We start from the raw sequence: 12,853 nt of genomic DNA, 5'->3' as shown, positions 1-12,853 counted from the left end.
TACGAGAGGTAATTATGTCCGTACTCGATCTAAACGCCCTTAACGAGCAGCCAAAAGTCGAGCGCATTCTGGCGCTGGCCGAAACCAATGCTCAGCTGGAAAAGCTGGACGCGGAAGGGCGTGTCGCCTGGGCGCTGGAAAACCTGCCTGGTGAATATGTGCTCTCCTCGAGCTTTGGTATCCAGGCGGCGGTCAGTTTGCATCTGGTGAATAAGATCCGTCCGGACATTCCGGTGATCCTCACCGACACCGGCTACCTGTTCCCGGAAACCTATCAGTTTATTGATGAGCTGACGGACAAGCTCAAGCTGAACCTCAAAGTCTACCGCGCCGAACAGAGCGCTGCCTGGCAGGAAGCACGCTATGGCAAGCTGTGGGAGCAGGGCGTGGAAGGCATTGAGAAATACAATGCGATCAACAAGGTCGAGCCGATGAACCGGGCGCTCTCTGATCTTAACGCAAAAACCTGGTTCGCCGGGTTGCGCCGCGATCAGTCAGGAAGCCGTGCGAGTTTGCCGGTGCTGGCGATCCAGCGCGGCGTGTTCAAAGTGCTGCCGATTATCGACTGGGACAACCGGACCGTTTATCAGTACCTGCAACAGCATGGCCTGAAATACCATCCCCTGTGGGATCAGGGCTATCTGTCGGTTGGTGATACCCACACCACCCGCAAATGGGAGCCGGGCATGGCGGAAGAAGAGACCCGCTTCTTTGGCCTCAAGCGCGAGTGTGGATTGCACGAAGGGTAATTGACGTGTTTCTCTCTAGCCCTTGCTGCCAGGCAAGGGCTTTTTATTGCGAGTTAATAGAAAATAACTTTTCTAAGTCTGTTTAAATCTAAAGTTACTCAATGTAATTAACGTTAAGCATTAATTCTCACTTCGGTTATTATCAGGCAGATTTATTTAATTAAATGATGTTAATTTTCTATGGCTGCTGTCTGGTGGCTCATGAATTATTGTCTTCTCCGCACCAGCCCGCATAAAGCTGAGAGCCAGTGCCAGGCGATCGGGCTTTTGTTTCCATCGAGGAGAGGCGGCGTACTGGCAAACAAAGGGTGCGTGTCAGCTGGCGCAAAAAAAGATTTAAGGGCGGATTAACCGCCCCTTTTTTTATGCTGTTACACGCTCGTTCCATGCGTCTGAGTGCTGAATGTTACCATCACAATAACGCCAGGTTATTTTTTCATAGCGCAATTGAATACCCTCATTATGATTATGTATCGCATGCGCTGGCTCTTTGCAGTTTTGCATTACAGGGGTGATGCTCACGATACGGACATTTTCAAGAAGCATGTTGAAATACTCCACTTCCTGGCCCGCGTCGTTGATCTTGTACCATTTGATCTCTGCGCTTTTAAGGGTCTGACCGGTGCTTACCGCCTTGTAGAGATACGGGCTGGAGCTATCAAACTCTTTTTCAATGACGAGCGGCGCATGTACGCGCGTGCCTGTTATTTTGCCGGTGTTGTTGTCGGTTGGTACTAAGAGACCGTGACTAAAAGAAAGCACCTCAATGCTCCCCTCTCGATTCTTTACATCAACAGATCCCTTAATGTGCGCGCCGCCGTCGTCTTTGAGCCATAAATAAGCAGGAATGGGCATTTTAAACTCCTTTTTGTGAAACGCTCATTAACTGATAAAAAGCGAAAGGGCGTGATACAAATTGTGTGATTTGTGACGGCTATCATTAGCTATAACAAATTGATTTATAGTATAAAAAGAATAATAAGTAGAGTTGATCTCGGACAGTGCGCCGCGCCTTCCAGGCGTTTAATTTTTCCCTTTTCACAAAGGGAATATCAATATGGCTTGTATACCGATTTACCCGCCCCGTGGACTGGAAATACTGAAAGATCATATCAAACAGGCTCGCGCCCGACGCGAAGTTCAAAACATGGCCACGCCATTAACCTATATCTGGTTTTATCAGCGCGTAAGAAACCGTGGGCCGTGGGATTACAAACAGAAAAATAAGGTGTGGGAAAACTACGGTAATTTCCATTACGGGGCGGTTGGCTATGCAGCGGGTATCCCTGCCGAAATTTTACATACAGCCGCTGGCGCGGCCCAGGGGGTTGCAAAAACATCTGAGCCAGCATGGGGGAATTTCTTGCAGGGGCCACCGTTTGGGGATGACCCACACGATCAGTTTTGGATTAAGCAAGGCATAGACTATGTTAAACAGCACCACCTTTAAGGTCTTGCACTGGATCGCCACAATTCTAATGGCCCTGGTGATCGCTATTTATTGTTATTTCCAGCATGTCCAGCGCATAACAGTGCGGGATCAGCTCTACGAAGTGCGCCAGCTTACACCCCGCACCTGGCTCTACATCACACAATATAAAGACTCAAACATGACTACCGGTGAGGTGTATCGCTATTTTTTAGCGAGCAAGTTGGAGGGCGATCCGCTGGTGGCGCTTGAAAAACAGCATATCGCCCCTACGCTAACTGCGAACACCTCGCGCGCAAAAGTGGACGGTATCGGCAATAACGTCTCGTTTACTGTTTACGGTACTGTATATGACTTCATGTCGACTGCATTTTTTTATGATGCAGAAGGGATCGCCGTTTCGCCATCTATAGACCTCACCGCTCGCGGAGAAGGGTGGGACAGGGGTAAGTTCAGCCGATAAATCGTCTTCCCCGCCTTAGCGGGGATAACCCACGAATAATCTTACTCCGTATAAAAATAAACAGAAAAATGCCCAGGCACCGCTTGGGTGATGCACTTTATCAGGCTTTTTTCCCCGCTTTCGCCAGTTCCTTCACCAGTGGCAGCATAATGCGCACCACGTCCCGGCTGCGGTGTTCAATCCGCTGCGGGAGGGCCTCGTCGATATGCTGCAGATTATCCAGCCTGACGTTATGCCAGCTCGATCCCTGTGGGAAGGCTTTTGATTTTGCCCGCTGCTGATAACCGTCTTTCTTACCCAATGACCAATTGGTGGCCTCAACATACAGCACCGGGATCCCGGCTTTATCGAAAATCTCACCGTCATTACAGCATCCGGTGCCTTTCGGGTACGCGGCGTTACCTCCCGGGTTGGTCGCGGCAAAAATCCCGTGGGCGCGCGCAATAGCCAGCGCGCGATCACGGGTTAATTTACGCACCGGGGCAGGGGTGGTTTTTCCGCTGTTAAAATAGAGTTTATCGCCCACGATTAAGTTATCGAGGTTAATCACCAGCAGGGTATTTTTCTTCTCGGCCTGGCTCATGCGGTTGAGTACGTTCTCGGCGCCGAGGCGTCCCTCTTCTTCGCCGCTGGTGGCGATAAAGCGGATGCTGTACTGCGTTTGAATATCTTTCAGCTTATCGGCCAGCTCCAGCATCACCCCGACACCCGCAGCATTATCATCGATGCCCTGTAATGTCAGGCCGCCGAGATTGTTATCGGCATCGCTGTCGCTCATCGGCGCATACGTATCCAGATGCGCCAGGATAATAATTTGTTGTTCGGCTTTACCTTCATGGGCAGCAATCACGGTGCTGCCAGTCACGTTGTGCCAGTTTTTGCTCTGGTTACGTGAGGTATAGATATAGCGGCTCTGGAAGGTGCGGATATCGCTCTGGTAACCCATTTCAGCGAACTGCTGGCGCACATAGTCAGCGGAGAGCATTTCGGCGGGGGTGCCGGTCATACGGCCCGGGAAAAAGGTGGCAATATGACGCGCCTGCATCGCGGCGATCTCACCCAGAGGGGGCGTTTTAGCCTGAACAGTTCCGATCAAGCAAACGCCGAGCGCCAAAGCAGCGATACGGTGGCGCATTGCGGAAAACATAGTGAGTCCTTAAAAAATCGAGCAAAATTTTAACGCGCTTAGTATGAAACTGTGATCGCGCTTACACAATTTGAATTGCTCTTAAATGCCCGTAATTACGCGTGTTAAGCACTTTTTGATATTTGCTTTTCCAGAGCGTTATTCCATTGAGTAACTACTCATTCCAATTCGTAATTTCATTCGTTCTGAGCAGCCCCCTATAGTCCCACTATTCCAGGTTGTTAGCGAGTTGTAGCATTGTGGATTACCTTCCTTTATTTGCTGCCGTAAAAGACCGTCCGGTACTGGTGATCGGCACGGGCGAAATCGCCGAGCGCAAAATTGCCTTTTTACACCGGGCAGGCGCGCGCGTGCAGGTCGTTGCTGAAGCGGACTTTGATGAAGCGCAAATCGACAATGTGGTGCTGGTGATTGCCGCAACCGAAAACCGGGCGCTCAACCAGCGCATCTCTGATGCCGCCCACGCCCGCCACCGTCTGGTGAATGTGGTGGACGATCAGCCGCTGTGCTCCTTTATCTTCCCGTCGATTGTCGATCGCTCGCCGCTGCTGGTGGCAATCTCCTCCGGCGGCACAGCCCCTGTGCTGGCGCGCGTATTGCGGGAAAAAATTGAAGCACTGCTGCCAACCAGCCTGGGCCGGATGGCAGAAAAAGCCGGCTTCTGGCGTAACCATCTGAAAACCCGCCTGACCAGCGTGGCGGAACGCCGTCGCTTCTGGGAGCGCGTGTTTCGCGGCCGCTTTGCCAGCCTGATGCAGGCGGGTAATGAGACGGCGGCACAAAAAATCCTTGAAGACGAACTGGATAACCCGGGCAGCACCTGTGGCGAGATTATTCTCGTCGGGGCGGGGCCAGGGGATGCCGGATTACTGACGCTGCGTGGCCTGCAGGGACTCCAGGATGCGGATGTGGTGTTCTATGACCATCTGGTGACAGATGGCATACGTGAGCTGATTCGTCGTGACGCCGAGCAGATCTGCGTTGGCAAACGTGCGGGCCAGCACGCTGTGCCGCAGCATGAAACTAATCAGATGTTGATTGACGCGGCGAAAGCAGGTAAGACCGTGGTGCGTCTCAAAGGGGGCGATCCGTTTATCTTTGGCCGCGGCGGCGAAGAGCTACAGGCGGCAGCCGAAGCGGGCGTGCCGTTCCAGGTCGTACCAGGCATCACGGCGGCCTCCGCAGTGACGGCCTATGCCGGTATTCCGCTGACGCACCGGGATTATGCCCAGAGCGTCACCTTTGTCACCGGCCACTACAAGGCCGACAGTACACCGTTCGACTGGACGCATCTGGCGCAAAGCCGTCAGACGCTGGCGATCTACATGGGCACCATGAAGGCAGCGGAAATCAGTGAACAACTTATTCGCCACGGGCGTGATGCAAATACGCCTGTGGCGGTGATATCTCGCGGCACGCGCGTCGATCAGCACGTGGTGACCGGCACATTACAACACCTTGCAACCCTGGCGAAAGACGCCCCGATGCCCGCCCTGATTGTGGTGGGAGAGGTGGTGCAGCTGCACAGCACGCTCGCCTGGTTTCAACACACTACCGACACAGAAGGCTTTGGTTCTTCTGTAGTGACTTTGGCTTAAGGAACGGTTATGGACCAAAAACGACTGACTCACCTGCGGCAACTCGAAGCGGAAAGTATTCATATTATCCGCGAAGTGGCCGCCGAGTTCGCTAATCCGGTAATGATGTACTCCATCGGGAAAGACTCCAGCGTGATGCTCCACCTGGCGCGTAAAGCCTTCTACCCGGGCACGCTGCCATTCCCGCTGCTGCACGTGGATACGGGCTGGAAATTCCGCGAGATGTATGAGTTCCGTGACCGCACCGCCAAAGCCTACGGCTGTGAACTGCTGGTACATAAAAACCCGGAAGGGGTGGCGATGGGCATTAACCCGTTCGTGCACGGCAGCGGGAAACACACCGACATCATGAAGACCGAAGGGCTGAAGCAGGCGCTGAACAAATACGGCTTTGATGCCGCCTTTGGTGGTGCCCGCCGTGATGAAGAGAAATCCCGTGCCAAGGAGCGTATCTACTCCTTCCGCGACCGCTTCCATCGCTGGGATCCGAAGAACCAGCGCCCGGAGCTGTGGCACAACTACAATGGCCAGATTAACAAAGGCGAAAGCATCCGCGTCTTCCCGCTCTCTAACTGGACCGAGCTGGATATCTGGCAGTACATCTATCTGGAAAATATCGAGATTGTGCCTCTGTACCTGGCGGCGGAACGTCCGGTGTTGGAGCGCGACGGTATGCTGATGATGGTGGATGACGATCGTATCGATCTGCAGCCTGGCGAAGTGATCAAAAAGCAGATGGTGCGTTTCCGTACCCTCGGCTGCTGGCCGCTGACCGGCGCGGTGGAATCCAGCGCGCAAACGCTGCCAGAGATCATTGAAGAGATGCTGGTGTCGACCACCAGCGAGCGACAAGGGCGCGTGATTGACCGCGACCAGGCAGGCTCGATGGAGCTGAAGAAACGTCAGGGTTATTTCTAAGGAGCCGCCATGAATACCACTATTGCTCAACAGATTGCGGATGAGGGCGGCGTAGAAGCCTACCTGCACGCACAACAGCATAAAAGCCTGCTGCGTTTTCTGACCTGCGGCAGCGTTGATGACGGCAAAAGCACGCTCATTGGCCGACTGCTGCACGATACCCGTCAGATCTATGAAGATCAGCTCTCATCCCTGCATAACGACAGCAAACGTCACGGTACCCAGGGCGAGAAGCTCGATCTGGCCCTGCTGGTGGATGGCCTGCAAGCAGAGCGCGAGCAGGGCATCACCATCGACGTGGCTTATCGCTATTTCTCCACCGAGAAGCGCAAATTTATCATCGCCGACACCCCGGGGCACGAGCAGTACACCCGTAATATGGCGACCGGTGCCTCAACCTGCGATCTGGCGATCCTGCTAATGGATGCCCGTAAAGGGGTGCTGGATCAAACTCGTCGTCACAGCTTTATCTCCACCTTGCTGGGGATCAAACACCTGGTGGTGGCAGTCAACAAGATGGACCTGGTTAACTTCAGCGAAGAGACGTTTAACGAGATCCGCGAAAGCTATCTCACCTTTGCCGAACAGCTGCCGGGCAACCTCGACATTCGCTTCGTGCCGCTCTCGGCGCTGGAAGGGGATAACGTGGCCTCCCAGAGCGCCAGCATGCCGTGGTACAGCGGCCCGACGCTGCTGGAAGTGTTAGAGACGGTTGAGATCCAGCGCAGCGTTGAGACGCAGCCGATGCGTTTCCCGGTGCAGTACGTTAACCGTCCGAACCTCGATTTCCGCGGCTTCTCCGGCACCCTTGCCTCCGGCAGCGTCCAGGTGGGTCAGCGTGTAAAAGTGTTGCCGTCAGGCGTAGAGTCAGCGATTACCCGCATCGTGACTTTTGATGGCGATCTGCAGGAGGCCGGGGCAGGCGAAGCCGTCACTCTGGTGCTGAAAGACGAAATCGATATCAGCCGCGGCGACCTGCTGGTGGATGCACAGGAGACGTTGCCTGCGGTGCAAAGCGCCGCTATTGATGTGGTGTGGATGGCGGAACAGCCCCTCACCCCGGGCCAGAGCTACGATATCAAAATCGCCGGTAAGAAGACCCGCGCCCGTGTGGACGGCATTCAGTATCAGGTGGATATCAACAATCTGGCGCAGCATAGCGTGGATGCGCTCCCGCTGAACGGCATTGGTCTGGTGGATTTCACTTTCGACGAACCGCTGGTGCTGGATCAGTATCAGCACAACCCGGTGACCGGGGGCTTAATCATTATCGATCGCCTGACCAACGTCACCGTGGGCGCTGGCATGGTGCGCGAGCCGCACGAACAGGCTAGCGTGGTGCCGTCAGAATTCAGCGCCTTTGAACTGGAGCTGAACGCGCTGGTGCGCAAACACTTCCCGCACTGGGGCGCACGCGATCTGCTGGGAGGGAAGTAATGGCGCAGCATGATGAGAACGTCGTCTGGCATCCTCATCCGGTCACCGTAGCCGATCGCGAACAACTCCACGGTCACCGTGGGGTTGTGCTGTGGTTTACCGGGCTTTCTGGCTCCGGTAAATCCACCGTCGCAGGCGCACTGGAAGAGGCGCTGCATAAGTTAGGGGTCAGCACCTATCTGTTGGATGGCGACAATGTGCGTCACGGACTGTGCAGCGATTTGGGCTTTAGCGATGCGGATCGTAAAGAGAACATCCGTCGGGTGGGCGAAGTGGCCAGCCTGATGGCCGATGCCGGGCTGGTGGTGTTAACGGCGTTTATTTCGCCGCACCGTGCCGAGCGGCAGTTCGTGCGCGAGCGCGTCGGCCAGAACCGCTTTATCGAAGTCTTTGTTGATACCCCGCTGGCGATCTGCGAGCAGCGCGATCCGAAAGGGCTGTATAAAAAAGCCCGAGCGGGTGAATTGAAAAATTTCACCGGTATTGACGCAGTTTATGAAACCCCTGATGCGCCCGAAATTCATCTGGAAGGCCAACAATTGGTAACAAATTTAGTGAGCCAATTATTAGACCTGCTCAGACAGGGCGATATTATCAGATCCTGAGATAGTATCGATGGGGGGTGATCCCCCCATTGGTATGTCATGGTCACAGGATCAGCTATGCGAAACAGTGAAAACTACATTATCACCGGGTCGGACAGGGTATCGACAAATGACGAGACGACCTGGTCTTTCCCAGGGGCGATTGTCGGCTTCGCGTCATGGCTGATGGCACTGGGCATCCCGTTCCTGTTTTACGGCAGTAATACGCTTTTCTTTTTCCTCTATACCTGGCCTTTCTTCCTGGCGCTGATGCCCGTTGCTGTAGTGGTCGGAATTGCGCTGCACTCTCTGCTCAACGGCAAGCTGCTCTACAGTTCATTTACTACCGTGATGACGGTGGTGGCGATGGTCGGACTGTTATTTTTGTGGCTCATGGGATAAGTTCAGCCATAATTCAAACCGTCACTAACTGTGACACGGTGTTGGCTTGCGCGAATCTGCAAAAAAAATGTGGTACATTTGCCCGCAATGGTGCGGCATCTCTGTAGCCCCGATGTAGAGTCGTGGGGAAAGTTATGGGATGATGATGCCGTTTTTCAGGGGGCAGGATGGGTAAACTTACGTTGCTGTTGCTGGCTTTGTTGGTCTGGCTTCAGTATTCACTGTGGTTCGGTAAGAACGGTCTACACGATTACAGTCGTGTCAGCGATGACGTGACGGCGCAGCAGGCAACAAACAGCAAACTTAAAGCGCGAAACGATCAGCTGTTTGCGGAAATTGACGATCTCAATGGCGGACAAGAAGCCATTGAAGAGCGCGCGCGCAACGAACTCAGCATGACTAAGCCGGGCGAAACCTTCTATCGTCTGGTGCCGGATGCGTCTAAACGCAACCAGGGCTCAGTACAAAACACCCGATAATCAGGCCCAGGATTATTACGCCATGGCAGTCACTTTTTCGAACGTATGCGCCGTTGTGCCAGCCGCCGGGTTTGGCCGGCGCATGCAGACAGAATGTCCCAAGCAGTACCTTTCAATTGGTGATAAAACCATCCTTGAGCACACCGTGGCGGCGCTGCTGGCGAACCCACGCGTGACGCGGGTCGTTATCGCCATCAGCCCGGGCGACGCCCGCTTTGCCGCGCTGCCGCTTGCCAGCCATCCGCAGGTTACCGTTGTGGATGGTGGCGCAGAGCGCGCCGATTCGGTGCTGGCGGGTCTTCAGGCCGCCGGTGAAGCGCAGTGGGTGCTGGTGCATGACGCGGCGCGTCCGTGCCTGCATCAGGACGACCTGGCACGGCTGCTGGCTATCAGCGACACCAGCCGCGTCGGCGGCATTCTCGCCACGCCGGTACGCGATACCATGAAGCGCGGCGAGCCGGGGCTTCCGGCCATCGCCCACACCGTGGAGCGCGTTGATCTCTGGCATGCGCTTACACCACAATTTTTCCCCCGCGAATTGTTGCAGGCCTGCTTAACCCGTGCGCTTAACGAGGGCGCAACCATTACCGACGAAGCCTCGGCGCTGGAGTACTGCGGCTTCCACCCGGAACTCATTGAAGGGCGCGCAGATAATATAAAAGTGACGCGCCCCGAAGATTTACAGCTGGCAGAATTTTATCTTACCCGTTCGACCCATCAGGAGAAGGCATAATGCGAATTGGACATGGTTTTGACGTACACGCCTTTGGCGGTGAAGGCCCAATTATCATTGGCGGCGTACGCATCCCTTATGAAAAAGGACTGCTCGCGCATTCTGATGGCGATGTTGCTCTGCACGCGTTAACCGACGCGCTGCTCGGTGCCGCGGCGCTGGGCGATATCGGCAAACTGTTCCCGGACACCGATCCGGCCTTCAAAGGGGCCGACAGCCGCGAATTGCTGCGTGAAGCCTGGCGTCGTATTCAGGCCAAAGGCTATACCCTCGGAAACGTGGATGTGACCATTATTGCCCAGGCACCCAAAATGCTGCCGCATATCCCGCAGATGCGGGTGTTTATTGCCGAAGATCTCGGTTGCCACATGGACGACGTCAACGTCAAAGCCACCACGACGGAAAAGCTCGGCTTTGTCGGGCGTGGCGAAGGTATCGCCTGTGAAGCCGTGGCGCTGCTGGTGAAGGCGGCCAAATGACGGACTTCGATAACCTGACGTACCTGCACGGTAAACCACAGGGCACGGGCCTGCTAAAGGCCAATCCAGAAGATTTCGTGGTGATCGAAGATCTGGGCTTTGAGCCGGATGGCGAGGGCGAGCACATTCTGGTGCGGATCCTGAAAAACGGCTGTAACACCCGTTTTGTGGCCGAGGCGCTGGCTAAGTTCCTGAAAATTCATGCCCGTGAGGTGAGCTTCGCCGGGCAGAAAGATAAACAAGCTGTAACCGAGCAGTGGCTCTGCGCCCGCGTGCCGGGTAATGAGATGCCGGATTTAAGCCAGTTCCAGCTTGAGGGTTGTAAAGTACTTGAATACGCCCGTCACAAGCGCAAATTGCGCCTCGGCGCGTTAAAGGGCAATGCTTTTACGCTGGTGCTGCGTGAAGTGAGCAACCGCGACGACGTCGAAAAACGCCTGCAAGCCATCAGCGAGCAGGGCGTGCCGAACTATTTTGGTGCCCAGCGTTTTGGTATTGGCGGCAGTAACTTGCAGGGCGCGCTGCGCTGGGCGCAAAGCAATGCCCCGGTGCGTGACCGCAATAAACGCAGTTTTTGGTTGTCGGCAGCCCGCAGTGCGTTGTTTAATCAAATCGTGAGCGAGCGTCTGAAAAAAACAGACGCGAATCAAGTTGTTGTTGGCGATGCGCTACAATTAGCGGGACGCGGCAGCTGGTTCGTCGCCACTGACGAAGAAATGGCTGATTTGCAGGCGCGCGTCAATGCGAAAACCCTGCTGATCACCGCGGCCCTGCCGGGTACCGGCGAATGGGGGCCGCAGGGCGAGGCGCTGCAGGCTGAGCAGGCGGCCATCGCCGATGAAACAGAATTATGCTCTCTGCTGGTGCGGGAAAAAGTCGAAGCGGCACGCCGGGCGATGCTGCTCTATCCGCAACAGTTGAGCTGGAACTGGTGGGATGACGTGACCGTCGAGTTACGTTTCTGGCTGCCGGCAGGTAGCTTTGCCACCAGTGTTGTCAGGGAACTTATCAACACTTCGGGTGACTATGCGAATATTGCTGAGTAACGATGACGGCATCCATGCGCCAGGCATTCAGACGCTGGCCAAGGCGCTACGAGAGTTTGCTGAGGTGCAGGTCGTGGCGCCCGATCGTAACCGCAGCGGTGCTTCTAACTCGTTAACCCTTGAGTCCTCTCTTCGCACCTTTACTTTCGATAACGGCGATATCGCCGTACAGATGGGCACTCCGACGGACTGTGTCTTTCTCGGCGTCAATGCGCTGATGCGACCGCGCCCGGACGTAGTAGTCTCCGGCATTAATGCCGGCCCCAATCTGGGCGATGATGTGATCTATTCCGGCACCGTGGCAGCCGCTATGGAGGGACGCCACCTCGGTTTCCCTGCGCTGGCGGTATCGCTCAACGGGCATCAGCATTACGACACCGCTGCCGCGGTGACCTGCTCCATTTTGCGCGCGCTGAGCCGCGAGCCGCTGCGCACCGGGCGGATCCTCAATATCAACGTCCCGGACCTGCCGCTGGACCAAATTAAAGGCATTCGCGTAACGCGTTGCGGTAGCCGCCATCCGGCAGATAAAGTGATTCCCCAGGAAGATCCACGGGGTAATACCCTGTACTGGATTGGCCCTCCGGGTGAAAAACACGATGCGGGACCGGATACCGACTTCGCCGCGGTGGACGAAGGGTACGTTTCCGTCACGCCTCTGCATGTGGATTTGACCGCGCATAACGCGCAGGATGTGGTGTCAGGCTGGCTGGATCGCGCCGGAGTTAGCTCACAATGGTAAGTAAACGTGTACAAACCCTTCTGGATCAATTACGCACTCAGGGTATTGCGGATGAGCATGTACTTAATGCCATCTCGCTGGTGCCGCGTGAAAAGTTCGTCGATGAGGCGTTTGAGCACAAAGCCTGGGAAAATGTCGCCTTGCCGATAGGCCAGGGACAAACCATTTCGCAGCCCTATATGGTGGCGCGAATGACCGAACTGCTGGAGCTGACCCCGGACTCACGGGTGCTGGAGATCGGCACCGGGTCAGGTTACCAGACCGCCATTCTGGCGCATCTGGTGCATCATGTCTGCTCAGTGGAGCGTATTAAAGGCTTGCAGTGGCAAGCGCGTCGTCGTCTGAAGCAGCTTGATTTACATAATGTTTCTACCCGTCACGGGGATGGATGGCAGGGCTGGAAGGCGCGCGGCCCCTTTGATGCCATTATCGTGACGGCAGCACCGCCGGAAATCCCGGCTGCGCTTATGGCGCAACTGGATGACGGCGGAATCCTCGTTTTACCGGTGGGCGATGAACATCAGCTGTTAAAGCGTGTTCGTCGACGGGGCGACGAGTTCATCATCGATACCGTAGAAGCCGTACGTTTTGTGCCTCTGGTAAAAGGAGAGCTCGCCTGAGACTCGGATTTTTCCAGGGTTATTCAG

At 55.3% G+C, this 12,853-nt stretch carries 16 protein-coding genes; 14 read left to right on the top strand and 2 right to left on the bottom strand.

Going from position 1 to position 12,853, the window contains the following annotated elements; all coding sequences use genetic code 11:
* Positions 1–14 precede the first annotated feature (14 nt).
* The gene (gene cysH, locus ACF8PE_RS22440; RefSeq protein WP_032613658.1) at positions 15–749 is read left to right on the top strand and encodes a phosphoadenosine phosphosulfate reductase; all 735 of its coding nucleotides are present in this window, start codon (positions 15–17) and stop codon (positions 747–749) included.
* Positions 750–1,112: 363 nt separating this feature from the next.
* Here cysH and ACF8PE_RS22435 read toward each other — a convergent pair whose 3' ends face one another.
* Positions 1,113–1,604, bottom strand: a complete 492-nt coding sequence (locus ACF8PE_RS22435) for an Hcp family type VI secretion system effector (protein WP_032613656.1) — start codon at positions 1,602–1,604, stop codon at positions 1,113–1,115.
* Between the two features lie 202 nt (positions 1,605–1,806).
* Here ACF8PE_RS22435 and ACF8PE_RS22430 point away from each other — a divergent pair, with 202 nt between their 5' ends.
* Together ACF8PE_RS22430 and ACF8PE_RS22425 are read left to right on the top strand one after the other, a co-directional pair.
* Positions 1,807–2,199 carry a polymorphic toxin type 44 domain-containing protein gene (locus ACF8PE_RS22430; protein ID WP_130588271.1) on the top strand — a complete coding sequence of 131 codons (393 nt, stop codon included), beginning with the start codon at positions 1,807–1,809 and terminating at the stop codon, positions 2,197–2,199.
* Complete coding sequence (locus ACF8PE_RS22425; protein ID WP_059307290.1) at positions 2,177–2,641, top strand: hypothetical protein; 465 nt, start codon at positions 2,177–2,179, stop codon at positions 2,639–2,641. Before ACF8PE_RS22430 ends, ACF8PE_RS22425 begins: the two co-directional genes overlap by 23 nt.
* A gap of 100 nt (positions 2,642–2,741) precedes the next feature.
* Here the strand turns inward: ACF8PE_RS22425 and ACF8PE_RS22420 are convergent, their stop codons facing one another.
* Entirely contained in the window at positions 2,742–3,788 is a 1,047-nt protein-coding gene (locus ACF8PE_RS22420; protein WP_392495306.1) for an aminopeptidase, read from the bottom strand.
* A gap of 239 nt (positions 3,789–4,027) precedes the next feature.
* On the opposite strand from ACF8PE_RS22420, the gene cysG reads away from it, so the two are divergent.
* The 11 genes from cysG (at position 4,028) to ACF8PE_RS22365 (ending at position 12,826) form a co-directional block, all read left to right on the top strand.
* Positions 4,028–5,386: a siroheme synthase CysG gene (gene cysG, locus ACF8PE_RS22415; RefSeq protein ID WP_392495305.1), complete on the top strand. Its 1,359-nt coding sequence runs from the start codon at positions 4,028–4,030 to the stop codon at positions 5,384–5,386.
* Between the two features lie 9 nt (positions 5,387–5,395).
* On the top strand, positions 5,396–6,304 hold the full coding sequence (gene cysD, locus ACF8PE_RS22410) for a sulfate adenylyltransferase subunit CysD (protein ID WP_032613645.1): 909 nt from the start codon (positions 5,396–5,398) through the stop codon (positions 6,302–6,304).
* A 9-nt stretch (positions 6,305–6,313) separates the two neighbouring features.
* A complete protein-coding gene (gene cysN, locus ACF8PE_RS22405) occupies positions 6,314–7,741 on the top strand; it encodes a sulfate adenylyltransferase subunit CysN (protein ID WP_032613643.1) in 1,428 nt (475 codons plus the stop codon).
* Positions 7,741–8,346 (top strand): adenylyl-sulfate kinase, encoded by a 606-nt coding sequence (gene cysC, locus ACF8PE_RS22400; protein WP_032613641.1) that lies wholly within the window; start codon positions 7,741–7,743, stop codon positions 8,344–8,346. The genes cysN and cysC overlap by 1 nt, the downstream gene beginning before the upstream one ends.
* Positions 8,347–8,403: 57 nt before the next feature.
* Positions 8,404–8,727, top strand: a complete 324-nt coding sequence (locus tag ACF8PE_RS22395) for a DUF3561 family protein (protein ID WP_032613639.1) — start codon at positions 8,404–8,406, stop codon at positions 8,725–8,727.
* A gap of 167 nt (positions 8,728–8,894) precedes the next feature.
* The gene (gene ftsB / locus ACF8PE_RS22390; RefSeq protein WP_032613637.1) at positions 8,895–9,206 is read left to right on the top strand and encodes a cell division protein FtsB; all 312 of its coding nucleotides are present in this window, start codon (positions 8,895–8,897) and stop codon (positions 9,204–9,206) included.
* Between the two features lie 22 nt (positions 9,207–9,228).
* A complete protein-coding gene (gene ispD / locus ACF8PE_RS22385; protein WP_130588274.1) occupies positions 9,229–9,939 on the top strand; it encodes a 2-C-methyl-D-erythritol 4-phosphate cytidylyltransferase in 711 nt (236 codons plus the stop codon).
* A complete protein-coding gene (ispF, locus tag ACF8PE_RS22380; protein WP_059307294.1) occupies positions 9,939–10,418 on the top strand; it encodes a 2-C-methyl-D-erythritol 2,4-cyclodiphosphate synthase in 480 nt (159 codons plus the stop codon). Before ispD ends, ispF begins: the two co-directional genes overlap by 1 nt.
* A complete protein-coding gene (truD, locus tag ACF8PE_RS22375; protein WP_204231399.1) occupies positions 10,415–11,464 on the top strand; it encodes a tRNA pseudouridine(13) synthase TruD in 1,050 nt (349 codons plus the stop codon). Before ispF ends, truD begins: the two co-directional genes overlap by 4 nt.
* Positions 11,445–12,206 carry a 5'/3'-nucleotidase SurE gene (surE, locus tag ACF8PE_RS22370; protein WP_032613629.1) on the top strand — a complete coding sequence of 254 codons (762 nt, stop codon included), beginning with the start codon at positions 11,445–11,447 and terminating at the stop codon, positions 12,204–12,206. The genes truD and surE overlap by 20 nt, the downstream gene beginning before the upstream one ends.
* Positions 12,200–12,826, top strand: a complete 627-nt coding sequence (locus ACF8PE_RS22365; RefSeq protein WP_032613627.1) for a protein-L-isoaspartate(D-aspartate) O-methyltransferase — start codon at positions 12,200–12,202, stop codon at positions 12,824–12,826. The genes surE and ACF8PE_RS22365 overlap by 7 nt, the downstream gene beginning before the upstream one ends.
* The last annotated feature ends 27 nt before the right edge of the window (positions 12,827–12,853 follow it).

The organism is Leclercia sp. GLN_9, from assembly GCF_043105735.1.
GTDB classification, from domain to species: Bacteria; Pseudomonadota; Gammaproteobacteria; order Enterobacterales; family Enterobacteriaceae; genus Enterobacter; species Enterobacter adecarboxylatus.
Note: the sequence above shows the minus strand (reverse complement) of the source record. Positions and strands in the feature narration are given on the sequence as shown.

Coding starts and splice junctions, on each gene's coding strand:
- ACF8PE_RS22395 (WP_032613639.1), top strand. CDS start 8,404: ATGCGAAACAGTGAAAACTACATTATCACCGGGTCGGACAGGGTATCG.
- ACF8PE_RS22425 (WP_059307290.1), top strand. CDS start 2,177: ATGTTAAACAGCACCACCTTTAAGGTCTTGCACTGGATCGCCACAATT.
- cysN (WP_032613643.1), top strand. CDS start 6,314: ATGAATACCACTATTGCTCAACAGATTGCGGATGAGGGCGGCGTAGAA.
- ispD (WP_130588274.1), top strand. CDS start 9,229: ATGGCAGTCACTTTTTCGAACGTATGCGCCGTTGTGCCAGCCGCCGGG.
- cysH (WP_032613658.1), top strand. CDS start 15: ATGTCCGTACTCGATCTAAACGCCCTTAACGAGCAGCCAAAAGTCGAG.
- cysC (WP_032613641.1), top strand. CDS start 7,741: ATGGCGCAGCATGATGAGAACGTCGTCTGGCATCCTCATCCGGTCACC.
- ACF8PE_RS22365 (WP_032613627.1), top strand. CDS start 12,200: ATGGTAAGTAAACGTGTACAAACCCTTCTGGATCAATTACGCACTCAG.
- cysD (WP_032613645.1), top strand. CDS start 5,396: ATGGACCAAAAACGACTGACTCACCTGCGGCAACTCGAAGCGGAAAGT.
- truD (WP_204231399.1), top strand. CDS start 10,415: ATGACGGACTTCGATAACCTGACGTACCTGCACGGTAAACCACAGGGC.
- ftsB (WP_032613637.1), top strand. CDS start 8,895: ATGGGTAAACTTACGTTGCTGTTGCTGGCTTTGTTGGTCTGGCTTCAG.
- ACF8PE_RS22430 (WP_130588271.1), top strand. CDS start 1,807: ATGGCTTGTATACCGATTTACCCGCCCCGTGGACTGGAAATACTGAAA.
- ACF8PE_RS22435 (WP_032613656.1), bottom strand. CDS start 1,604: ATGCCCATTCCTGCTTATTTATGGCTCAAAGACGACGGCGGCGCGCAC.
- ACF8PE_RS22420 (WP_392495306.1), bottom strand. CDS start 3,788: ATGTTTTCCGCAATGCGCCACCGTATCGCTGCTTTGGCGCTCGGCGTT.
- ispF (WP_059307294.1), top strand. CDS start 9,939: ATGCGAATTGGACATGGTTTTGACGTACACGCCTTTGGCGGTGAAGGC.
- surE (WP_032613629.1), top strand. CDS start 11,445: ATGCGAATATTGCTGAGTAACGATGACGGCATCCATGCGCCAGGCATT.